This window comes from Nocardioides sp. NPDC047086, assembly GCF_040643685.1.
In the GTDB taxonomy this organism is placed as follows: domain Bacteria; phylum Actinomycetota; class Actinomycetes; order Propionibacteriales; family Nocardioidaceae; genus Nocardioides.
The window spans coordinates 45,419-68,015 of record NZ_JBEYUV010000024.1; the positions used below are offsets into that span (position 1 = coordinate 45,419).

Annotated in this window: 20 protein-coding genes; 15 read left to right on the forward strand and 5 right to left on the reverse strand. The window is 69.8% G+C overall.

Annotated features, from left to right (window positions below; genetic code table 11):
- The first annotated feature begins 4 nt into the window (after positions 1-4).
- From chvE to ABZ796_RS17630, 4 genes are all read left to right on the forward strand, one after another.
- Positions 5-1,072, forward strand: a complete 1,068-nt coding sequence (gene chvE / locus ABZ796_RS17615; RefSeq protein ID WP_357338540.1) for a multiple monosaccharide ABC transporter substrate-binding protein — start codon at positions 5-7, stop codon at positions 1,070-1,072.
- Between the two features lie 76 nt (positions 1,073-1,148).
- A complete protein-coding gene (mmsA, locus tag ABZ796_RS17620; RefSeq protein WP_357338542.1) occupies positions 1,149-2,681 on the forward strand; it encodes a multiple monosaccharide ABC transporter ATP-binding protein in 1,533 nt (510 codons plus the stop codon).
- Between the two features lie 6 nt (positions 2,682-2,687).
- Entirely contained in the window at positions 2,688-3,974 is a 1,287-nt protein-coding gene (gene mmsB, locus ABZ796_RS17625; protein WP_357338544.1) for a multiple monosaccharide ABC transporter permease, read from the forward strand.
- 136 nt (positions 3,975-4,110) lie between these two features.
- Complete coding sequence (locus tag ABZ796_RS17630) at positions 4,111-4,986, forward strand: 1,4-dihydroxy-2-naphthoate polyprenyltransferase (protein WP_357338546.1); 876 nt, start codon at positions 4,111-4,113, stop codon at positions 4,984-4,986.
- An 18-nt stretch (positions 4,987-5,004) separates the two neighbouring features.
- On the opposite strand, the gene ABZ796_RS17635 is transcribed toward ABZ796_RS17630, so the two are convergent.
- The gene (locus ABZ796_RS17635; RefSeq protein WP_357338548.1) at positions 5,005-6,207 is read right to left on the reverse strand and encodes an MFS transporter; all 1,203 of its coding nucleotides are present in this window, start codon (positions 6,205-6,207) and stop codon (positions 5,005-5,007) included.
- A 224-nt stretch (positions 6,208-6,431) separates the two neighbouring features.
- A complete protein-coding gene (locus tag ABZ796_RS17640) occupies positions 6,432-6,605 on the reverse strand; it encodes a hypothetical protein (RefSeq protein ID WP_160158737.1) in 174 nt (57 codons plus the stop codon).
- A gap of 470 nt (positions 6,606-7,075) precedes the next feature.
- Between ABZ796_RS17640 and ABZ796_RS17645 the strand changes: the two genes are divergently transcribed.
- From ABZ796_RS17645 to ABZ796_RS17690, 10 genes are all read left to right on the forward strand, one after another.
- Positions 7,076-7,342 carry a hypothetical protein gene (locus ABZ796_RS17645; protein WP_091043078.1) on the forward strand — a complete coding sequence of 89 codons (267 nt, stop codon included), beginning with the start codon at positions 7,076-7,078 and terminating at the stop codon, positions 7,340-7,342.
- 39 nt (positions 7,343-7,381) lie between these two features.
- Positions 7,382-8,644 carry a hypothetical protein gene (locus ABZ796_RS17650; RefSeq protein WP_357338550.1) on the forward strand — a complete coding sequence of 421 codons (1,263 nt, stop codon included), beginning with the start codon at positions 7,382-7,384 and terminating at the stop codon, positions 8,642-8,644.
- Entirely contained in the window at positions 8,641-11,364 is a 2,724-nt protein-coding gene (locus ABZ796_RS17655; protein ID WP_357338552.1) for an ATP-binding protein, read from the forward strand. The genes ABZ796_RS17650 and ABZ796_RS17655 overlap by 4 nt, the downstream gene beginning before the upstream one ends.
- Positions 11,364-13,496, forward strand: coding sequence for a hypothetical protein (locus tag ABZ796_RS17660; RefSeq protein WP_357338553.1), 2,133 nt, complete (start codon positions 11,364-11,366; stop codon positions 13,494-13,496). The genes ABZ796_RS17655 and ABZ796_RS17660 overlap by 1 nt, the downstream gene beginning before the upstream one ends.
- Positions 13,497-13,558: 62 nt before the next feature.
- Positions 13,559-14,026, forward strand: coding sequence for a hypothetical protein (locus tag ABZ796_RS17665; RefSeq protein WP_357338555.1), 468 nt, complete (start codon positions 13,559-13,561; stop codon positions 14,024-14,026).
- A 1-nt stretch (position 14,027) separates the two neighbouring features.
- Positions 14,028-15,971: a peptidoglycan DD-metalloendopeptidase family protein gene (locus tag ABZ796_RS17670; RefSeq protein ID WP_357338556.1), complete on the forward strand. Its 1,944-nt coding sequence runs from the start codon at positions 14,028-14,030 to the stop codon at positions 15,969-15,971.
- Between the two features lie 72 nt (positions 15,972-16,043).
- Positions 16,044-17,081 carry an AMP-binding protein gene (locus ABZ796_RS17675; RefSeq protein ID WP_357338557.1) on the forward strand — a complete coding sequence of 346 codons (1,038 nt, stop codon included), beginning with the start codon at positions 16,044-16,046 and terminating at the stop codon, positions 17,079-17,081.
- Entirely contained in the window at positions 17,078-18,064 is a 987-nt protein-coding gene (locus ABZ796_RS17680) for an o-succinylbenzoate synthase (RefSeq protein ID WP_357338558.1), read from the forward strand. The genes ABZ796_RS17675 and ABZ796_RS17680 overlap by 4 nt, the downstream gene beginning before the upstream one ends.
- A 45-nt stretch (positions 18,065-18,109) precedes the next feature.
- Entirely contained in the window at positions 18,110-19,714 is a 1,605-nt protein-coding gene (gene menD, locus ABZ796_RS17685; protein WP_357338560.1) for a 2-succinyl-5-enolpyruvyl-6-hydroxy-3-cyclohexene-1-carboxylic-acid synthase, read from the forward strand.
- A gap of 17 nt (positions 19,715-19,731) precedes the next feature.
- Entirely contained in the window at positions 19,732-20,076 is a 345-nt protein-coding gene (locus ABZ796_RS17690; RefSeq protein ID WP_357338562.1) for a hypothetical protein, read from the forward strand.
- 46 nt (positions 20,077-20,122) lie between these two features.
- Here the strand turns inward: ABZ796_RS17690 and ABZ796_RS17695 are convergent, their stop codons facing one another.
- The 3 genes from ABZ796_RS17695 to ABZ796_RS17705 are packed head-to-tail and all read right to left on the reverse strand — an operon-like array spanning position 20,123 to position 21,533.
- Positions 20,123-20,692, reverse strand: a complete 570-nt coding sequence (locus tag ABZ796_RS17695; protein ID WP_357338564.1) for a TIGR03086 family metal-binding protein — start codon at positions 20,690-20,692, stop codon at positions 20,123-20,125.
- Positions 20,689-21,177, reverse strand: a complete 489-nt coding sequence (locus ABZ796_RS17700) for an SRPBCC family protein (protein WP_357338565.1) — start codon at positions 21,175-21,177, stop codon at positions 20,689-20,691. Before ABZ796_RS17700 ends, ABZ796_RS17695 begins: the two co-directional genes overlap by 4 nt.
- Positions 21,174-21,533, reverse strand: a complete 360-nt coding sequence (locus tag ABZ796_RS17705) for a metalloregulator ArsR/SmtB family transcription factor (protein WP_357338566.1) — start codon at positions 21,531-21,533, stop codon at positions 21,174-21,176. Before ABZ796_RS17705 ends, ABZ796_RS17700 begins: the two co-directional genes overlap by 4 nt.
- Positions 21,534-21,739: 206 nt before the next feature.
- Between ABZ796_RS17705 and ABZ796_RS17710 the strand changes: the two genes are divergently transcribed.
- Positions 21,740-22,576, forward strand: a complete 837-nt coding sequence (locus ABZ796_RS17710) for a GH25 family lysozyme (RefSeq protein WP_357338567.1) — start codon at positions 21,740-21,742, stop codon at positions 22,574-22,576.
- Positions 22,577-22,597 lie beyond the last annotated feature (21 nt).

A 22,597-nucleotide genomic window follows, 5' to 3' on the forward strand; every position in this document is an offset into this window, starting at 1 on the left:
GTAAGTGCGCAAGGTACTCACCACGATCACCGCGGCGGCGCTTGCGCTCGGCCTGGCGGCATGCGGCGGCGGCGACGGCGGCGAGGGCGGCGACAAGGGCACCGTCGGTGTGGCCATGCCGACCAAGTCCTCGGAGCGCTGGATCGCCGACGGCAACAACATCAAGAAGCAGCTCGAGGCCGAGGGCTACGACGTCGACCTGCAGTACGCCGAGGACGACATCCCGACCCAGGTCTCCCAGGTCGAGAACATGGTCACCAAGGGCGTCGACGTCCTGGTGGTCGCCGCCATCGACGGCACCGCGCTCGGCGAGGTCCTGGAGACCGCCGAGTCGCAGGACATCCCGGTGATCAGCTACGACCGCCTCATCCGCGACACCGAGGCCGTCGACTACTACTCGACCTTCGACAACTACCAGGTCGGCGTGCAGCAGGCCACCTCGCTGGTCGAGGGTCTGAAGGCCAAGGGCGCGGGCCCCTACAACGTCGAGCTCTTCGGTGGTTCGCCCGACGACAACAACGCCACCTTCTTCTGGGACGGCGCGATGTCGGTGATCGAGCCGCTGATCAAGTCCGGCGAGATCGTCATCCCCTCCGGTCAGACGGACTTCAAGCAGGCCGCGATCCTGCGCTGGGACCCCGCCACCGCGCAGAAGCGCATGGAGGACATCCTCACCAAGACGTACGCCTCGAAGAAGGTCCAGGGCGTGCTCTCGCCCTACGACGGCCTCTCGCTCGGCATCATCGCCGCGCTCAAGGGCAACGGCTACACCACCGCCGACCTCCCGGTCGTGACCGGTCAGGACGCCGAGGTGCAGTCGGTGAAGTCGATCAACGCCGGTGAGCAGTACTCCACGATCTTCAAGGACACCCGCGAGCTCGCGAAGGTGACCGTCGACATGATCATCGCCGTCGGTGCGGGCGAGGAGCCCGAGGTCAACGACACCGAGACGTACGACAACGGCAAGAAGGTCGTTCCGTCCTACCTCCTCGACCCGGTCGTGGTCACCAAGGACGACGTCACCAAGGTGCTCGTCGACTCCGACTACTACACCGCCGACGAGATCAAGTAGCACCCCGTACGCGGCGTGGGCCCGGGTCCCTCCGGACCGGGCCCACGCCGGCCCCTGGCCAGATAGCAGGAACCACATGAGCTCACCGATCCTGGAGATGCGCGGCATCACCAAGGAGTTCCCCGGCGTCAAGGCGCTCGCCGACGTCAATCTCGTCGTCAACCGCGGTGACATCCACGCGATCTGCGGTGAGAACGGCGCCGGCAAGAGCACCCTGATGAAGGTGCTCAGCGGGGTCTACCCCCACGGCACCTACAGCGGCGACATCGTCTTCGAGGGCGAGACCGCCAAGTTCGCCAACATCCGGCAGAGCGAAGCCGCCGGCATCGTGATCATCCACCAGGAGCTCGCCCTCATCCCCGAGCTCTCGATCGCGGAGAACATCTTCCTCGGCAACGAGACCGCCAAGCGCGGCGTCATCGACTGGGGCCGCGCCAACCGCGAGGCGATCGACCTGCTCGCGCGGGTCGGCCTGCGGGAGAACCCGCTGACCCCGGTGAAGAACCTCGGTATCGGCAAGCAGCAGCTGGTCGAGATCGCCAAGGCGCTCTCGAAGGAGGTCAAGCTGCTCATCCTCGACGAGCCGACCGCCGCCCTCAACGACGACGACTCCCAGCATCTCCTCGCGCTCCTGGAGGGGCTGAAGGAGAAGGGGATCACCTCGATCATGATCAGCCACAAGCTGAACGAGATCGAGCAGATCGCCGACGAGATCACGATCATCCGTGACGGCCAGAGCATCGAGACCCTCTCCGTCGCCGCCGGTGGCGTCGACGAGGACCGGATCATCCGCGGGATGGTCGGCCGCGACCTCGAGAACCGCTTCCCCGACCACACCCCCTCCATCGGGGACGTCCTCTTCGAGGTGCGCGACTGGACCGTCATGCACCCGCAGGACAGCCACCGTGAGGTCATCCGCCAGGCCAACCTGTCCGTGCGGGCCGGCGAGATCGTCGGCATCGCGGGGATGATGGGCGCAGGACGTACGGAGCTGGCGCGGTCGATCTTCGGGCGCTCCTACGGCTCGCGGACGTCCGGCTCGCTGGTGCTGGACGGCGCTGAGCTGCAGCTCAACACGGTCACCCAGGCGATCGACGCCGGCATCGCGTACGTCTCGGAGGACCGCAAGGGCCTCGGGCTCAACCTCATCGACGACATCAAGACCTCGATCACCGCCGCGGCGCTGAAGAAGCTGCGTACCGGGCTCGTCGTCGACGAGCACAAGGAGGTCGTGGTCGCCGAGGGCTACCGCAAGAACCTCAACATCAAGGCGCCCTCGATCACCGCCGGGGTCGGCAAGCTCTCCGGCGGCAACCAGCAGAAGGTGGTGCTGTCCAAGTGGATGTACACCGACCCGAAGCTGCTGATCCTCGACGAGCCGACCCGAGGCATCGACGTCGGCGCCAAGTACGAGATCTACGGGATCATCCAGGAGCTCGCCCGCAGCGGTCGCGGCGTACTGGTGATCTCCTCCGAGCTGCCCGAGCTGCTCGGTCTGTGTGATCGCATCTACACGCTCGCCGAGGGCGTGATCACCCATGAGTTCGACCGCTCAGAGGCCACCCAGGAGTCACTGATGCGCTACATGACCGCGGACGCGAGGAAGTAACCCCCGATGAATGCCCTGCTCAACACGCTGCGCGGGAACGTCCGCCAGTACGGGATGATCATCGCTCTGGCGGCGATCGTCATCCTCTTCCAGATCTCGACCGAGGGCGTGCTGCTCAAGCCGCTCAACGTCTCCAACCTGGTCGTCCAGAACGCCCAGATCCTGATCCTGGCCATCGGCATGGTGATCGTGATCGTGGCGCGCCACATCGACCTCTCGGTCGGTTCCGTGGCCGCCTTCGTCGGCGCCGCCTCGGCGATCATGATGACCCAGTACGACTTCCCGTGGTGGCTGGCCGTCTTCCTGGGCCTGTTGATCGGCACCGCGATCGGCGCCTGGCACGGCTTCTGGGTGGCGTACGTCGGGATCCCGGCGTTCATCGTCACGCTGGCCTCGATGCTGCTCTTCCGCGGTCTGACTCTGGTCGTGCTCAAGGGCGCGACCGTCGGTGGCCTGCCGGAGCAGTTCAAGGCCATCGGCAACGGCTTCCTGCCCGAGATCGGGCCGGACACCGGGTTCCACAACCTGACGCTGCTCATCGCCGTGGCCGCCGTCGGTGTGCTGATCTTCCTCGAGGTGCGTCGCCGCAACGCCCAGACGGCCTACAACTTCGACGTCCTGCCCTTCCCGCTCTTCGTGGTGAAGCTGGCGCTGCTGACGATCGTGATCATGTACTTCGCCTACCTGCTCGCCGACGCGCGCGGACTGCCGATCGTCGGGCTGATCCTGGCGGGGCTGATCGTGGTCTACACGTTCATCATGAACAAGACCGTCTTCGGCCGGCACGTCTACGCGATCGGTGGCAACGTCGACGCGGCCACGATGTCCGGCGTCAACACCAAGCGTGTCGACTTCCTGGTCATGATGAACATGGGGCTCCTGTCCGGGCTGGCGGGCCTGGTCACGACCGCCCGCCTGACCGCGGCCAACCCCAAGGCCGGCGTCAACTTCGAGCTCGACGCGATCGCCGCCGCCTTCATCGGTGGCGCGGCCGTCACCGGCGGTGTCGGCACCGTCGTCGGCGCGATCATCGGTGGTCTCGTCATGGGTGTCCTCAACAACGGCATGTCGCTGCTCGGTGTCTCCATCGACTGGCAGCAGGCCATCAAGGGCCTCGTGCTCCTGCTCGCCGTCGCCTTCGACGTGTGGAACAAGCGCCGCACGGCCGGTTCCGGTGGCGCCGGTGCCGAGTCCGCCGAGCCCAGCGCGCCGCCCCCCGACAAGCTGGCCGAGGAGATCGAGGCCATGGAGGCCGAGCTGAGCGTCGACTCCAACGATCCTCCGAAGACCTGATCCGTCCCCCACACCCCCACCCCTCGACCCCTGCCTCCCCCCAAGGCAGGGGTCGTTTGGTTTTCGGGCGAAGCTGGCGGGGGTAACCGTGTTACCCCGGGGCTCGCTCGCCGGACCCCCGGTGTTGAATAGCGGGGTGGCAAATTCCGCTCAGTGGCTCCAGGGAGCCCGCCCCCGCACCCTCCCCGCGGCGCTCGCGCCCGTCATCGCCGGCACAGGAGTGGCTGCGCACGCCGGCGGGTTGGTCTGGTGGAAGGCGCTGCTCGCGCTCGTCGTGGCGCTGGCGCTGCAGGTCGCGGTCAACTACGCCAACGACTACTCCGACGGGATCCGGGGGACCGACGACGAGCGCGTGGGTCCGCTGCGGCTGACCGGCTCCGGCCTCGCGTCACCCTCCTCGGTCAAGCGTGCCGCGTTCATCGCGTTCGGGATCGCCGCGGTCGCGGGCCTGGTGCTGGCGCTGACCTCAGCATGGTGGCTGATCCTCGTGGGCCTGATCTGCATGGTCGCGGCCTGGTACTACACCGGCGGCTCCCACCCCTACGGCTACGCCGGTCTCGGCGAGGTCATGGTCTTCGTCTTCTTCGGGCTCGTTGCGGTCATCGGCACCACGTACGTCCAGACCCAGACCTGGGAGTGGGGTGCGCTGTGGGCCGGTGTCGGGATCGGCGCGATCACCTCCGCGCTGCTGGTCGCCAACAACCTCCGCGACATCCCCGGCGACACCGAGTCGGGGAAGATCACCCTCGCCGTACGTCTCGGCGACGCGCGCACCCGCTGGCTCTACGTCGCCCTCGTGGCCGTCGCCGCCGTCGCCGTCGTGCTCGTGGCCCTGACGACGTCCTGGTGGGCGCTGCTCGGTCTCGGGTTCATCGCTGTCGCCGCGCAGGGCGTTCGCACCATTCTCGACCGCGACAACCTCGGCCCGCGGCTGATCCCGGTCCTCCAGCAGACGGGTCTGGCCACCTTGGTGTGGGGGCTGCTCGTCGGCGTACCCCTGCTGTTCGTCTGACGTAGGCCGCGAAAGGCGTCACGCCGGGGCAGGGACGGGCTGAGTGCGCCGGGCCAGGTAGCGCTCGGCGGCGCGGGCGGAGGGATGGACGCCGATGGCAGCGACGACGATGATCCCCGCGATGATGGCCCAGCCGAGGTGGCCCAGCTCCATGGCCAGGAACGTGTACGCAGCGGGAGCCCACACGGTGCCGAGGGTGTAGCCGACCTGGGCGGCGCCCTGGTAGTCGCCGCGGTGGTCCGGGTCGGAGAGGTCGGCGACCAGGCCCCACTCGCCGGCGGACTGGAAGAGCTCGGCGCCGGTGACGGTCACGTGACCGATCCAGACGAGGGCGATCGTGACCAGGCCGACGGTGTCGTGGGTGACCGCGATGATCGCGCAGGAGGCGAGGAAGCAGAGCGCGCCGCGGCGCTGGGCCTGGAGTGAGGTCGTCACGTCGGTCACACCACGGGCCGCGATGACCTGCAGCCCGACGGCCATGACGGTGTTGGTGCCGAACAGCCACGCCAGCAGCACCCGCGGCGCGTCGGTCTCCTGGACCAGCCACAGCGGGATGACGACGTTGAGCAGGACCTGGTGCGTGCCGAGCACGCCGTCGAAGAAGGTCGTGGCGAGGAACGCGCGGTTGCGCAGGGCGCCGAGGCGGTCGCGTACGTCCTTCTTCAGGTCGCCGGGCGAGGCAGCGGCGGCGAGGCGGGGGAGGCGCGAGATCCAGTAGGCGTTGACCAGCAGTACCACGGCGGTCATCAGCGGGACGGCCTTGATCAGGGTGTTGGAGTCGGCGGCCAGGGCGAGACCGCTTGCCAGAGCCCCGAGCGTGTAGCCGACGTTGCGCGCGGCACGCATGTAGGCGAACGAGCGCACCCGGGTCGCCGCGGGGAAGACCGAGATCCGATAGGCGTCGCGGCCCGACCTCTGCCAGGACGAGGCGAGCGCGAGGAGCACCTCGACGGCGACGTACGCCGCGAAGTCGCCGACCAGCACCCAGGCGCCGAACAGCAGCGCCTGGAGGACGGCACCGGCGATCCACGTGAACCGGGTGCCGAGACGGTCCGCGAGTCGGCCCAGGGGGACGGCGAACAAGAAGGTTGCGACGCCCGCGATCGTGAGACCGAGGCCGACCTGTGCGGCGGAGAGGCCGACGATCTGGGTGAAGAAGACCGCCGAGCCGGTGAGAAAGGTGCCTTCGGCGAAGGCCGAGAGCACCGACTGGTACGACATCGCCCGGATGAGCGGGTCGTCTGAGAGGACCTTGTCCCTCAATCGGATGAAGTGAGAGGACAAGACGACTCCAAACTATCTTGACATCGAGACAAGCGAAGTCTGGTCATCGCGGTGTCCGGCGTCAAACAGTTATCCGTGCTGATCGGTCCCCAAACCGCGCAGCCAGGAAAAAGGAGTCCAGCGCGCCGACGCACCCGCGTCGGCGTAGGTTGCGGGCGAGGTCAGCGGGTGGAGCCCTCGATCGTGCCGATCACGCCGCCGAAGACGTCGGTGGTGACGCCCCAGATGCCGCCGGCGATAGCCGAGACCGTGTTGGTCAGTCCCTGCGGATCGGTGAACAGCCAGAATCCGACGAACAGTGCGCCGATGACGATGAAGATCTTCTTCTTGTCCATGTGAGCTCGTCCTCCCGAGAAATCCGATTGAATGTTGTGTAAATTCGCGAATCCGGACGCAAGCGCGCGAAATTCGCGAGGATGCACCGGGATATAGATTCCCTGAAGTTAGCCTCCACTCGCAAGAATTCAGCGAAGGAGACCACTGAGCGGGACAGTGTCGCGCCCAGTGGTCCGGTCTGTGGCATGGCGGCCTGATGAGGCGGGGTCGACCGAGCGCCCGCAGGCGCGCGTGGGCACGTGTCGTCAGGTGGAACGAGGTGCGCTACGGCGGTCTGGGGACTACGCTCGTCTCACATGGCGGTGGCGTTTGTCCAGAAATGCCGATGCCCGGGAGTTCGCGTCGGCCCGCGGGAGGGGCAAGGCGCCTCCACCCACCGGTGCCGCATGGGGCTGCGCCGGGCGGGACAACCGAATACTTCCGGACGTATCACGCAACCACACCTCACCTCGGGAAAGGGAGCAGAACAATGGCACCGCACCAGTTGATTCAAAGTACGACTCAAGCCGCCGAGTATGGCACCGGCGGCCTGGCCGAGTGGATCACCGACAACATCATCACGCTGGTCGTGCTGATCCTGGGCGTCACGGTCCTGTGGGCTGCCCGCAGCGGCAACATCTCCAAGGCCGTCACCATCGTCGGTGGCCTGATCATCGGTCTAGGCGTCCTCGGCCTGGCCGTGGGCAACAACGCCACGGACCTCGGTCAGTGGATGGCTGGTCTTTTCAAGGGGTGAACTCGGTCCCGTTAGCTAACCCAGGGAGGGATCTCGGGGATGAGGCTGCCTGACGACGACGAGCTGTACGAGGTCGACCAGACCTATCTCGGTCCCCCTCGTCGCTACATCGGGGAGATGCGCTACCGCACCATCTTCCTCTTTCTGGTGATCGCACCATTGACGCTTGTGCTGCTGCGCAAGCTCGGCATGCCGGTGACGCTGCTCAGCATGGGACTGTGGCTGATCGGTGCCTCCTACCTCTCGATGAAGGCCTCCGACTACATCAGCTCGGAGAGCTCGGCCGGCGCCTGGCTGATGACCTTCTGGCACGAGCTGACCACGCCGCGCGTGGAGACCAGCGCCGAGTACGCAGGTGGCGCGGCTGTGGCCTTCCGGCACGCCACGAGCCCCCGCGGTGGCTGGGCGAAGGCCATGCGACGACCCGGCCGGCGGTTCGCGCAGCAGCCGGGTGCCACCCCTTCGACAAGGATGCTGCAGGCGACGGTCGTCACCTCGACCCCGAGCGCCCAGGCAGGACCCATCGCGTCGGGCTCCGCCTCAGCCGTGCCGGTGCGCGGCAAGGCTGCGCCCGTGCGCCCCGTGATCGAGGCGAAGGTCGTCGAGGAGCCGCTCCCGGCCCACCTCTCGGTCCAGCCCGCGGCCCAGCCGGTGAGTCAGCAGCACGCCCCCGGCGTACGTCCGGCGAAGGGCGGCTGGTCGAGCCGGCCGTCCTCCTCGCCGCGTGAGCCTCGCGACGTTCCGTGGAAGGGTGGCGCCCCGTGGCAGGCCCGGCAGGAGCCGGAGCAGCCCACGTCGCGCCCGCAGCCGTCCCCCGAGCCGACAGAGCCGACAGAGCCGGCCGCTCCGGTCGCTCCGCCTGCGCCGCCGGCTCCGACCGCCGAGACCACGGCGTCCGCTGCACCGCCGCCTCCGCCCGCGGCCCAGCCCAAGGTGCAGCCCAAGGTGCAGCCCACAGCGCCACCCCCGCCGCCTCCTCCGCCTCCGCCGCCGCCCGCAGCGGCCCCGGCGACCCAGCAGGCCGCCCCGAAGGCCGCGCCGGAGCCTGGGAAGGAGCCCGCGCCCAAGCCGGCCCGGCAGCCGCTCTCCCACGCGGTCAGACCGGCCGTGGTGATCGCACCGGAGCCAGGCTTCGACGACGCCGAGGAATGGGACGACTTCGAGGATGCGCCCTCGGGACGTACGCGTCCCAGGGACAATCAGGACGAGCGGGCGGTGCCTGACGGGCGCCCGCAGAGTGTGGACGACTACCGCAAGCGCCTCGACGGCGACGACGCACCCAACAACGGAGGAACCGCATGAGGCGGCCGCGAACGGAGCGGGCCTACGGGCCTGGCTTCGAGAAGCCCAAGCCGGGACGCAGGCGCGTCTTCGGCGGGGGCGGCGACGACTCAAAGGGCGTCCATGAGCCCAGAGGCGACAAGTGGGCGCTGGAGGAGGTGCGCGGTCACCTGACCTTCACCAGCGACCGCATCATCGCCTGGTACCTCGCCGAGCCGCAGACCTGGTCGTTCCGCGCCCACTCCGACCTCGAGGCCCTGATCACCGACCAGGCGAGCCAGCTGGCCGACCTGGTCGGGAACACGGTCCACGGCCGGGTCACCACCCGCCCCTATCCCGTACGTCACTGGGCGCACGCCGCGTTCGCGAACGCCCCCGACCCGCAGCCCGGGTTCGAGGAGATGATGGCGCGCAACCAGGCCCACATGGCGGCGCACAGCCAGGCCGACAAGCTCGTCTACTACGGCGTCGACCTCGGCCGCCGCGACGCAACGGTGCGGACGCTGGCGAAGTTCTCCGCCGGCGCCGCCGAGCGGGAGATGGCCGCGATCAGCGAGCGCCTCGACACGGTCAACCGGGTGATGTCGCGTCCGGGCTTCTCCGCGCGCCCGGCGGTCGGTCATGACATGGAGTGGATGATCGCCCGTTCGCTCTCCCTGGGCGCCAAGATCCCCGTGCCCGAGCCGGGTGAGGCCCAGCAGAACTTCCTCGACACCGATGACATGGCCGAGTGGTTCGAGTCGGTCGCCTGGTCGGCCGAGCCGCTGGCGCCGACGGTGCAGGTCACCAGCAGCATCGGCGGCCGCCAGGAGACCAGCCACGTGTGCGTGCTGACGGTCTCCCGGATCGGTGACATCGAGGTGCCGGAGACCCATGCGCCGTGGATGGCGAAGACCGACGCGCTCGGCTTCCCGGTGGAGTGGTCGTTCCGGGTCGAGCCTCGCTCGCCGGAGGACGTCTCCCGCGAGATGGCGTCCCTGACCCGCCGCATCGACGGCCAGGTCAGCCACTGGTCCGACGACCACGGCAAGCGGCCTCCCAAGCAGCTCTCCCGCCAGGCCGGCCGAGCCGCCGACGTCGAGGACGAGATGCGCTCGGAGTTCACCGGCCTGTCCACCCGGACCAGGGGCTGGTACCGGATCGCCGTCACCGGTCGCACGGAGGCGGAAACGCTCGACAAGGCGCAGAAGGTCGTCGACCTCTACCGCCCGCAGATCAAGATCACCCGCCAGCTGGGGCAGTACCACCTGGCTCGCGAGTTCGTCCCGGGCGAGCCGCTCGCTTCGACCGCCCACGCCCGGAAGTTCCCGGTTCTCAAGGTCGCCGCCGGGCTCCCGGCGGTCACCGCGGAGGTCGGTGACAAGCGCGGCTTCTACCTCGGCGAGACCTCGGCGATGGCGTCCCGGGCCGTGCTGATGGACCCGTGGTACCTCACCGAGGTCATGGAGCAGGCCGGCCTGATCCCGCTGGTCGGCACACCCGGGTCCGGCAAGTCGACCCTGATGGGCGTCGTCATCTACATGTCGATCCTGTCCGGCATCCACGGCGTCGCCATGGACCCCGCCGGACGACTGCAGCGGCTGATGACGCTGCCCGAGATCGGCGGCGGCATCTTCAACGGCCGGCAGGTGCCCGCCCGCGCCCGTAGCGTCGACGTCCTCGGCGGTCGCCCCGGGTCGCTCTCGCCGTACGCCGTCGTCCCCGACCCCAACCCGGAGCTGATCCGGGCCGAGGCGATGTCCGACCACGAGTTCGCGGAGAGGCTCCATCGGGAGCGGTCGGCCGCCGTACAGCAGCGTCGCGACCTGACCGTCTCGGTGCTCCGCGCCTGCCTCCCGGTCGGACTCGCCAACAACGAGGAGGTGCTCAAGCGCATCCGTGCCCGTGTCATGGAGGCGCAGGCCGACCGCGGCGCCGACACCTCGACGATCGTGAAGATGCTCTTCGAGGGGGATGGCGGCGATCAGGAGATCGCCCGCGAGCTCGCCGCCGCACGTGAGCGCGAGCTCGGTCGCCTCTTCTTCGGCAACGACTTCCTCCAGTCCGACGAGGAGCTGAAGGGCACGCCGTTCACCTTCTACAACCTCAAGGGACTCAACACCCCGCCCGAGCACGTGCCGCGCGAGGAGTGGAGCGCCGAGGAGCAGATGGCGCGCCCGATCATGACTCTCGCCGCGTGGTCCGCGCTGCACCTGATCTACCGCAGCGACCCCAACGAGCGGAAGCTGTTCGCGCTCGACGAGGCCCACGAGGTCACCCAGGCTTCCGGCGGCACCGGGCGTGCCCTGGTCCACAAGCTCTCCAGCGACTCCCGCAAGAACAACTGTGCCGCGCTGGTCTCGACCCAGAACGCCTCCGCGATCCTGGGCTCCGACATCAACAACTTCGTCGGGGCGGCCTTCGTGGGACGTACGCAGGACGAGACCGCCCAGCGCGACGCGCTCAAGCTGCTCGGCAAGCCCGAGGGACTGGGCTACGAGTCGATCCTGGCACGTCTCTCGCCACGCACGAGGCGGGGTGACGAGCAGCTCGGCTACCGCGAGTTCATCTACCGCGACGGCCTCGGTGGCGACACCGGCCACGGCGGCATGGAGATCATCAAGGTCACGCTCAACCACCACCCTGGTCTGCAGGAGGCGCTCAACACCACCGCCGACCCGACGCGCCGCGTCAGCCGCGCCATCGGCGGCGACCCGGCCGACCACTCCAGGACCGAGCTCTCCGGAGATGGGATCGGCTGATGCTGCCGCGCCCCGCTCACCACAGGACACCCCTGCGCCGCAGGGCCGCTGCCCTCGTCGTACTCGTGGTGGCTCTGCTGTCCGTCGCCGGTCCGGCGGCGGCTGCGGGGCCGAAGGGGATCGACATCCCGATCCCGTTCGATCCGACGGGTGGGCTCTCGGGTGTGAGCGATGCGTGCAACAACCTGGATGCGCCGATGCCGGCTTCTCCGTACGGGGACGGCAGCTTCATCGTGCGGATGACGGCGTTGGGGGCGGCGTCGAAGGCCGGGACCGAGCTGAACGACCCGGAGAAGATCAACGACGAGCTGGATCCGTTCCGGAACAAGGACGAGGTCTCGTTGGAGTCGGCCTACGGCACGACTCCGCAGTGGTGGACCTATGACAACGGGTGCACGGGGCAGTTCGTCGCGGGGGCCGGGACCTCGATCGGCAACATCATGCTGGAGATCTCGGGGATCCTGCCGAACTGGTCGCATGCGTTGTTGAACGCGGTGATCGGGGAGGACTCGTTCCTGAGGGCGTTGGACGACCCGATCGTGGCGGCGAGCAAGGCGGTCACCGATGGGGTGTGGGCGCCGTGGGTGAGCGTGGTGCTGTTGCTGGTCGCGGCGACGGTGATGATCCGAGCGCGGGACGGCCGGTTCGCGCGGGCGGTGACCGCGGCGGGTTGGGCGCTGGGCGTGCTGGTGGTGACCTCGTGGCTGATCCAGTACCCGGTCGAGTCGACCAAGCTGGTCGATGAGGGGGTCCGGTCGGCGACCGGGATGATCGCGACCGGGTTCAACGACGGCCGGACGGTGCCCGGCGTCAACGACGACACCTTCGGTGAGACCGATGCGGTCAAGGCCGTGGACGGCCAGATGGATGAGGTGGTGCGTTCGACGCAGTACCGCACCTGGCTGGCCGGCGCCTTCGGTGACCCGGACTCGGCCACCGCGAAGAGGTACGGGCCGCGGGTGTTCAGGTCGACGCACTTCTCCTGGCAGGAGTACGACACCTACCGCAAGGACCCCAACGGCGAGGGCAAGAAAGTCCTGGAGGCCAAGCAGGACGCGTTCAAGGAGCATGCCGAGGCGGTCAAGAAGTCCGATCCGGTCGCCTATGAGTACTTCAAGGGTGAGCACTGGTCCCAGCGCGCGACCACGGCGTTGGTGAACCTGGTCGTGGTCGTGGTGGTGTGCGGGTTCCTGCTGGTGGCCGGATTGGCGATCCTGCTGTCGTTCGCGTTGATCCGGCTGATCGTGCCGTTCGCGCCGGCGGCGGGGGTCCTGTTCATGCTGGACCACACGCGCGACGCGGCGGTGGCGATGCTGAAGCGGGTGGTGGGTCCGCTGGTGATGGGCCCGATCTACTTCCTGGTCGCGTTGTTGCTGCTGCGGCTGGACTCGGCGATCTTGGGTTCGACGATGTGGTTCGTGCTGCAGCTGGCATTGATCGCGGTGCTGACCGTGCTGGCCTGGCGCCTGACCCGGCCCGCCGCCTACGGCATCCCGCTGCCTGGCATGGGCCGGCTCACCTCGATGCTCTCCTCGTACGTCGGTGCCCGGACGGGCACCGAGGCCGGGGTCCGCGACGCGACCGAGGACCGGCCGCCCGTACCGGGCGGTGCCACGGCGGGCACCGGATCGGTCTCGAGCCCCGGCGGCGTCTACATGCCCGGGCACGAGCTGACCGGCAGCCGACCGAGGATGACCGCCGAGCAGGTGCCCAACCAGGCGCCGGTGACGGCCGCCGGAGCGCTGGGTGCCGGTGCGAGCGCGAGCCGCACACCGACGTACGCCCTGGGGTCCTCGATGAGCGGCGAAGAGGGCGAGCGGGTGGCCGGACAGTGGTTCGACTCGCGCTCCGTCGAGCGCGACGAGCCGGCCTTCCGCGACGAGGCGCGACCGGGGACCGCGGCCGGGCAGGTCTACAACCAGGGCCTCCCCGAGTCGCCGAGCCCGGTCGACTACACCGCGGGGGCCTACGCCGACCGCGAGCCGGAGCCGCCGCGTCAGTCGCCGGTGGCGGAGGCCAACGTGGACTACGACGCCGACGGCAACGCGGTCTTCGTCATCTACTCACCGAACGGGAACCGCTCGGTGCCCGTCGACAACGGTCCGAGCTGGTCTGAAGGAGGAGCCCGGTAGTGCGGTCGACAACGACGCGTGGTGTGCTGTGGGAGGTCATCGCGCCGGTGCTGAGGTGGCCCATGAGGTCGCCGTTCCGGTTCTTCTCGGTGGTCATCGGCATCGTCTTCGTCATCTGGCTGATCGCCCAGTGGAGCGACGCTCCCGACGCCGAGCCGGCCGCGCAGCCCGACCGTGGTGCCGCGTCCGCACAGCAGAGCGCCTCGGCGGCCGGCTCGCCGGCGCCCGTCCCGGACCCGACCCCGCTGGCGACCAAGTTCGTCGTCGCCTGGGCCCGTCCGGATCTGACCACCGAGCAGTGGTGGGCCGGGATCAACGCGGCCCGCCCGGACGAGTCGCTGGCCCAGGCCCTTGGCACCACCGACCCGGCGACCGTGCCGGCGACCAAGGTGGTCGGCGCCGCCAAGGTGCTCGAGCAGAACGACGGGGAGGCACGCGTCGAGGTCGCCACCGACGGTCCGAAGGTCATCGTCTACCTGACGCTGGTCGACAACGTCTGGTACGTCGCGAACATCCTCCCCGGCGGCTGACATGTGGATCTTCAAGGCGCGTCTGATCTGGGGGATCGTGGCCGGAGCGGCCACGCTCGTCCTGGTGGTCGCGGGCGCCTTGGTGATTCTCATCGGCGGCCTGGCGAGCACCGAGCAGAGCACCCAGGACCAGGCCGAGTCGGGCTGTGTCGGTGGGGCCAACGCGGTCCAGGCGGGAAATCTGGGGCCGGATGGTGAGGTCCCCGAGGGCAGCATCGCCGGGTTCGACACCGAGCAGATCCAGAACGCCCGGACGATCGTGGCGGTCGGCAAGCAGTCCGGCGTACCCGCCTACGGCTGGGTGATCGCGCTCGCGACCGCGATGCAGGAGAGCACCCTGCGCAACCTCAACTACGGCGACCGCGACTCACAGGGTCTCTTCCAGCAGCGCCCGGTCTCCGGCTGGGGCTCGGTCGCCGACATCACGAACCCGGTCAAGTCCGCCCAGGCGTTCTACGGCGTGGCCGCCCACACCGGCAACACCGGCCTCCTGGACATCCCGGGCTGGCGCAAGATGCAGGTCACCGCGGCCGCGCAGGCGGTCCAGCGCTCGGCGTTCCCCCTGGCGTACGCCCAGCACGAAGACGAGGCGCGGGCGCTCGTCGCCGCGCTCGCCGACGGGGTCTCGGCCGCCGACCTGGCGGCCACCGCGACCGACGTGTCCTGCACGATCGGCATGGCCGGGATCAGCACCAGCGTCATCCGTCCCATCCAGGCCGGCCTCGCGGTCGACCAGGGCAACTACGGCAACTCCGGCTCCAACTGGGCCAACATGCACACCGGAAACGACTACTCCGCGCCGTGCGGCACGCCCATCCAGGCGGCCCACGGCGGCACCATCGTGATCGAGTCGGGCGGCAGCTGGGGCTGGTCGGGACGCTGGCTGGTGAAGGTGCAGACGGCGCCCGGGAACCTGACCACGTGGTACGGCCACATGCAGTCGCTCTCGGTGGCCGCGGGGCAGACGGTCAAAGCCGGGCAGGTCATCGGGCAGGTCGGCAGCGAGGGCAACTCGACCGGCTGCCACCTCCACTTCGAGGTGCACCCGCACGGCGGCGGCTACCTGCAGGACCAGGTCGACCCCGCGGCCTGGCTGAAGAAGAACATCGGCAAGACGCTCGAGGCGACCAAGCAGGTCGGCGGCCTGCCCGGCGCGGGACAGATCGGCGCCTCCCCGGCCGCAGTCTCCGGCCCGCAGGTGCGCCTGGCGCAGGCCAACATCAAGGTCTCCCTGTCCCGCTCGAAGTACCGCTCCGACCTCGCCGCGGTCATCAAGCACGGGCCCGACTTCGTCTCCCTGAACGAGGCCCAGTCACGTACGGTCTCCGACGTCTCGGTGCGCGGCTACGGCACCTACCGCGCCTCGGAGGACGAGTACGGTCGTCGGAGTCAGGCGCTGAGTCCGGTCGTCATGTGGCGCACCGACCGCTGGGTGGCGGTCGACAAGGGCACCGTCCAGCTCACCAAGCCGGTGACGGGCGTCAAGAACGACAACAGGTACGCCACCTGGGTGGTCCTCGCGAGCAGCGACGGCTCCGGGCGCATCTCGGTGATCTCGACCCACACCATGACCTCGCCCGCCAACAGCCCACAGGCGCGTAAGGACGAGGCCCAGCGCGGCTTCGCGAAGCTCGCCGGACTGGCGCAGGGGCTGCAGAAGTACGGCCCGGTCCTCGTCGCCGGTGACCTCAATTCGCCCTACCCGCGCAATGGGGGCGACGGGGATCCGTGGGGCCCGAAACCGCTGATGACCAAGGCCGGGATGACCTCCTCCTTCGAGACCCTGGGTGCGCCCGCCCAAGGCTGGGCCACCCACGACGGCGGCGGCACCATCGACTGGCTCCTCGGCTCGACCTCGACCGCCACCCCCACCCGCCACGCCACGTTCAAGCTGCAGTCCGACCACCACGGCCTGGTGGGCGACTTCAACATCCGCGGCCAGTAGGCGGTCGGTGGGGCTGGGTAGCGTCGGCCGGCCCGCCGCGAACCCCCGAACCCCAGGAGATAGCGTTGGGGTGTGGACGACGCGGTGGAACGGGCTGAGAGCACCGTCGCCGCGATGGCCGAGTGGCTCGCCGGAGGCGGGCCGGAGCACTGGGTCGTGGAGACCTCGGGATCCACGGGTAAGCCCAAGCGGGTGATGCTCTCGCGAGAGGCCATGAAGGCGTCGGCAGCGGCGTCGGCGCGACGGGTCGGGGCGAGCGGGCAGTGGCTGCTGACGCTCCCGGATTCGTACGTCGCCGGGGCCAACGTGATCGCCCGCTCGCTGCTGGCCGGCCACGAGCCGGTGATCGCCACCGCCCACGGGTCCTTCGCCGAGGCCGCAGCGGCGATGAACGAGGGGCCTCGGTTCGTCTCGATGGTGCCGACCCAGCTGCACCGGATCGTCGAGTCGGGTGGTGACGACCTCGCCGCCCTGGCCGAGTTCCACACGCTGCTGCTCGGCGGCGGCCCGATCGACCCGTCGCTGCGGACCCGGGCCGAGGAGGCCGGGGTCGACGTCGTCGCGACCTACGGTTCGGCCGAGACCTGCGGCGGGTGCGTCTACGACGCGATGCCGCTGGACGGGGTCGCGATCGTGGTCGGTGCCGACGGCCGGGTCCGGATCAGCGGCCCGACGCTCTTCGACGGCTACCAGGACGACCCCGAGCAGACAGCGGAAGCGCTGGTCGACGGCTGGTTCCTCACCTCCGACGCCGGCACCCTGGACGAGGACGGCCGGCTCCGGATCCTCGGACGGGTCGACGACATGGTGATCACCGGCGGCGTGAAGGTGCCGGCGGCGCTCGTCGCGAGGAGGCTCCGCGAGCACCCGGCCGTCGAGGCCGCCGAGGCACTCGGCACCCCCGACGAGGAGTGGGGCCAGCGGCTGGTCGCCTTCGTCGTCGGCGACATCGACGCCGCCGCGGTCCGGGAGTGGGTCGCCGCGGAGCATCCGCGTTCGTGGGCGCCCCGGCAGGTCCTCGCACTCGAGGCGATCCCGCTCCTCGGCAACGGCAAACCCGACCGGCAGGCCCTGCTGAGCCTGGCCACGAGCGACGAGGAGCCGCGATGAGCTTGCATGTCTTCTCGCTGCCGATGACGACCCGCTTCCGTGGGATCACCGAGCGCGAGGGCCTCGTCATCTCGACAGGCTCGATACATCGCTTCGAGGGCGCCGGCGGATGGGGCGAGTGGTCGCCGTTCCTCGACTACGACACTCCCGAGATCGAGCCCTGGCTGCGCTGCGCCGAGGAGGCGGCCGCGGGGGACTGGCCTGCGCCCGTACGCGAGGCCGTGCCCGTCAACGCCACCGTGCCGGCGGTCGGCCCGGAGCGCGCCCACGAGATCGTCACCCGGTCCGGGTGCGCGACCGCCAAGGTGAAGGTCGCCGATCCTGGCCAGAGCCTGGCCGACGACATCGCTCGCGTCGAGGCGGTCCGGGACGCCCTCGGCCCCGGCGGCAAGGTGCGGATCGACGTCAACGGGCTCTGGACGGTCGACGAGGCGGTCGCCGCGATCGCGGTGCTGGACCGGTCGGCCGGCGGGCTCGAGTACGTCGAGCAGCCCTGCCCCACGGTCGAGGAGCTCGCCGACGTACGCCGCAAGGTGGAGGTCCCGATCGCCGCGGACGAGTCGATCCGGCGGGCCGCGGACCCCTATCGCGTACGCGACCTCGAGGCCGCCGACGTGGCGGTGCTGAAGGTGCAGCCGCTGGGCGGCGTACGCGCCTGTCTGCGGATCGCCGAGGACATCGGGCTGCCGTGCGTGGTCTCCTCGGCGCTGGAGACCTCGGTCGGGATGGCCGCCGGGATCGCGCTCGCGGCGGCGCTGCCCGAGCTGCCCTACGCCTGCGGGCTCGGCACGGTCTCGATGTTCACCGAGGACATCGCCGCCGCTCCGCTCCTTCCGTCCGGTGGGGTCCTGCCGGTGCTCCCGGTCTCGCCCGTCCCCGAGCGCCTGCTCGCCGGCCCGGCGCTGCGGGCCGCCCCGGAGCGTACGGAATTCTGGCGGCGGCGTCTGGCGGACGTGCGTTCCTACCGGGAAGCGCTCCGGTGAGCCGACCACTTTCCCGCCATGGCGGGAACGCCCCGAGGAGGATGCATGCCTACTGCTACTGAGCTCGCCCGAGCGGTCGTCACCGCTCTGCTCGAGGCACGGGTCACCGACATCGTCGTCGCGCCGGGATCACGCAACGCGCCGCTCTCCTTCGCCGTCCTCGACGCGGCGCGAGCGGGACGCGTGCGTCTGCACACCAGGATCGACGAGCGGTCCGCCGGCTTCTTCGCGCTCGGCCTGACCAAGGTCGGCTCGCGCGCGGCGGTGATGTGCACCTCCGGCACCGCGGTCGCCAACCTGCACCCGGCCACCCTCGAGGCGGCGCACGCGGGCGTCCCGCTGGCCGTCGTCACCGCCGACCGGCCGGCCCGGCTCCGCGAGACCGGCGCCAACCAGGTCACCGACCAGGTCGGCATCTTCGGGCGGCTGGTGCAGACCGTCGACCTCGCCGAGGCTCCGTCCGCGAATGACGTCGACGCCCTCGATGCCGCACGTGGCCCCGTCCACTGGAACCTCCAGCTCGACGACCCGCTGACCCCGCCCGACCGGTGGCAGCCAGGGGAGATCGCGGTCCGTCCGGAGCCGGTCCGTCCGGAGCTGATGATCCACGAGTCGATCCCGACCGGTGCCGGGACGCCGCGCACGGTCGTCGTCGCCGGCGACGACGCCGGTCCGCCCTCCCGGATCCTCGCCCAGGACGGCGGCTGGCCGCTGTTCGCCGAGCCCTCCTCGGGCGCGCGCACCGGCGACAACGCGCTGCGCTCCTACCGGCTGCTGCTCGAGTCACCGCTCGCGGAACGGATCGAGCGGGTCGTCGTCTACGGCCACCCCACCCTCTCCCGCCCGGTCACCAACCTGCTCGCCCGCGCCGACATCGAGGTCATCGCGGCCCCGGTCGGCGGCGTCTGGCCCGCGCGCCCGTTCCGGGTCGACCGCACGATCAGCACCCGGCTCCACGTCGAGGGCGAGCCCGATCCGGCGTGGCTGGACGAGTGGCGTTCAGCGGATCGCGAGCTCAGCCGCCAGGTGGACCGGCTGCTCCACGAGCAGCAGGAGATGACGGCGTACGACGTCTCCGGCTGTGTCGCCCGGGCCCTGCCCGACGGCGGGCTGCTGATGCTCGGCCCCTCCAATCCCGTACGCGACCTGGACCTGATGATGCGGCCCAACCGCGTCGGCGGGCGACGGAAGGTGATCGCCAACCGCGGCCTGGCCGGCATCGACGGCATCGTCTCGACCGCGATCGGTGCGGCCGCCGGCCGCGCGTCGTCGACGCGGGCGCTCGCGCTGATGGGCGACGTGACCTTCCTGCACGACGCCGGTGGTCTCCTGCTCGGCCCCGAGGAGGTCCGCCCCGACCTCACCATCGTGGTCGCCAACGACGACGGCGGCTCGATCTTCGCCTCCCTCGAGCAGGGCGCCGACGACTACGCCGACAGCTTCGAGCGCCTCTTCGGCACCCCGCACGGGACCTCCCTCGAAGCCCTCTGCGCCGCCCACCGCATCCCGCACCTCGCGGTCACCTCCGTGCCCGAGCTCGAGGCCGCCCTCGCCTCCCCGAACGGCGGCATCGAGGTCGTCGAGGCCGTGGTCTCCCGAGCGGGTCGCCGCGACCTCGACCTCGCCATCCGCGCCCTCGCCCGTTCCTGACATGGCACAGTGACCTCGTGACAGAACAGCCGCAGTGGCCGGGAGTGGTGCCCTACGTCGAGTACTACACCGGCGCGAAGCGCATCCTGGTGCTCCACCTGACCAGCGGAAACGTGATGCTGGCCAACAACCCGGGCAAGCTCCCTCCGATCGCGAGCATCGACGGACGGCAGTACGTCGTCTACTGGGGCACCGTGTCGTTCGAGATCCCCGCCGAGCGCGCCTGCCACGTCAGCGTCCACGTCGAGGGCGACTACATCCAGCAGGCCGCCACGATCCTGCTCGCGCCCGGAGCCGAGCCGATGCAGCTGACGTACGCCACCCACTACACCTCCGGCGTCGGTTCGCTCGCACTCTCCTGATCAGCGCGAGTCGGCCCGTCATGACGAGCCGACTCGGCGAGGAGGGTCACGGAGCCCAGTAGGGGTCTCGGCCGATGAAGCCGAGGAGCTGTTCCTGAGGGGTGGCGTCGGCGGGGACCTCGACACGCGGGCCGAACTGGCCCGAGGCGCGCATGGCGTCCTCCATGGCGGCGGCGCCGGCCAGCATCGCCGCGGCACGCTCGGCGCCGAGGTCGTAGTCGTGCCCCAGGGCGCGGGAGAGGTCCCAGGAGTGCATCCAGATGTCGGGTGTGTAGATCTCCGAGAGCGCCACGTCGAGCGGCTTGTCGCCCATGTGGGGGTTGGAGATCATCCGGCCGGCGGGGTCGTCGAAGAGACCCTGGACGTCGGCGGTGTGCGTCTTCCAGGCGGCGACCGGGTCCGCGGCGACATCGAGCGGCGCCAGCTCCAGGTCGGCCGAGGCGCGGAGGAAGTCGCGCGGCCACCCGACCAGGTGCGAGACCACGTCCAGCGCGGTCCACGCCGCCACCGGGCTGGGCCGGGCCCAGTCCTCGGGGGCGGCGGTGGCGACGAGCTCGGCGAACCGGGCCGCGTCGTACGCGTGCTGCTCGCGCATGCTCAGGGCTGCGGCGCTCACGAGAGCTCCGCGAGGAGCTCGTCGAGCTGCTCGTAGCCCTGGACGACGCCCTTGTCCATGCCGCTGGCCATGATCGCGGCCTGCGTCTCGAAGGACTCGACGACGCTGAGGCCTGTCAGCCGGGTGCGACCGCCGGGGAGCGGCTCGAGGGTGAGGTACTCCAGCGAGGCCCCGTCGGGCGCGCCGCGCCAGGTGAAGGTCTGCACGATGCGCTCGTTCTCGCGCACCTCGTGGAAGCTGCCGAAGAACTGGGTGAACTCGTCACCGTCGCGCTCGGCGGAGTAGGCCCACGAGCCACCGGTGCGGAAGTCCCACTCGGTGATGTGCATCCCGACGTCGCGAGGCCCGAGCCACTTGGCGTACAGCTCCTTCTCGGCGTGGGCGCGGAAGACGAGCTCCGGCGGAGCGTCGAACTCGCGAACGATGGTGATCGTGGGGGTCTCCTTGGAGGCCTCGATCGTGGTCTGGTTCTTCGTGGTGGTCATGATGCGTCCTCTTCTCGTGCTGGTTCTCGGGCTGGTCGGTCTTCCTGCATCTCGGCGAGCAGTGCGTCCAAGCGCTGGTAGCGCTCCTCGGCCTGCTGTTGATATCTGTCGATCCACTTGGTCATGAGGTCGAACACCTCCGCTTCGAGGCGTACGGGCGCGCGGCGCGACTCCCGGCTCACCAGGCCGGCGTCCTCGAGCACCTTGAGGTGCTTGGAGACCGCCTGGAGGCTGACGTCGTACGGCGCCGCGAGCTCGCCGACCGTCGCGTCGGCCGACGAGAGTCGAGCGACCAGGTCGCGCCGGGTCGGGTCCGCCAGGGCCGCAAAGACTCGGGAAAGTCTGTCGTCGCTCATCTCGTACTCCTCAACCAATCGGTTGACAACAAGGCTAGGGTGGCCCGCTCGCTGTTGTCAACCATTTGGTTGAGTAACTTGCTTACCGGAAACGTTCCCCGGGGGACATCGGTTGCGGCACCATGTTTCCCAGCCACGATGTCTCACAGTGCAAGTTTCCTCCTCGGGAAAGGCCTAGCCCCATGAGTCCAACGCGTCGCAGATCCATGAGAGTGACCGCGATAACCGCGGGTCTCCTCCTCGCCATCTCCCTCTCCCCGACCCAGTCCGCCGGTGCCGCCGAGAAGGACGAGCGCCACCTCACTCAGATGGCGAGGTCCCACGGCGTGACCCTCGAGCACGGGGCGTACGTCGGCTGGTCGACGTCGGGCTCGGACGCCGAGGGCGGCACCAGGAACGCCCCGCCGATCAGCGCCCAGGCAACCGTGAGCGGCATCGACGTCTCCGGCCACCAGGGCAACGTCGACTGGGCCTACTGGTGGGGTCAGGGGAAGCGGTTCGCCTATGTCAAGGCGACCGAGGGCACCTACTACAAGAACAGCACCTACTTCCCGCAGCAGTACAACGGGTCGTACAACCAGGGCTTCATCCGCGGCGCCTACCACTTCGCCAACCCGTCCGACTCCGGTGGCGCGGTGCAGGCCGACTACTTCGTCAACAGCGGCGGCGGCTGGTCGGCCGACGGGAAGACGCTCCCGGGAGTGCTCGACATCGAGTACAACCCCTACTCGGGCGGCACCTGCTACGGCCTCTCTCAGGCCTCGATGCGCTCGTGGATCGCGGCGTTTCTGGACCGCTACCGCGCCCGCACCGGCCGTGACGCGGTCATCTACACGACCACCGACTGGTGGACGACCTGCACCGGCAACACCTCGCAGTTCGCCAGCGCCCACCCGCTCTGGATCGCGCGCTACGCCAGCACGCCGGGCACCTTGCCGGCCGGCTGGGGCTACTACACCTTCTGGCAGTACACCTCCTCGCCGTTGGACCAGAACACGTTCAACGGCGCGTACGACCGCCTCCAGGCGCTCGCCCGGGGGTGATTCCTTCGGGGGCGGACCCCG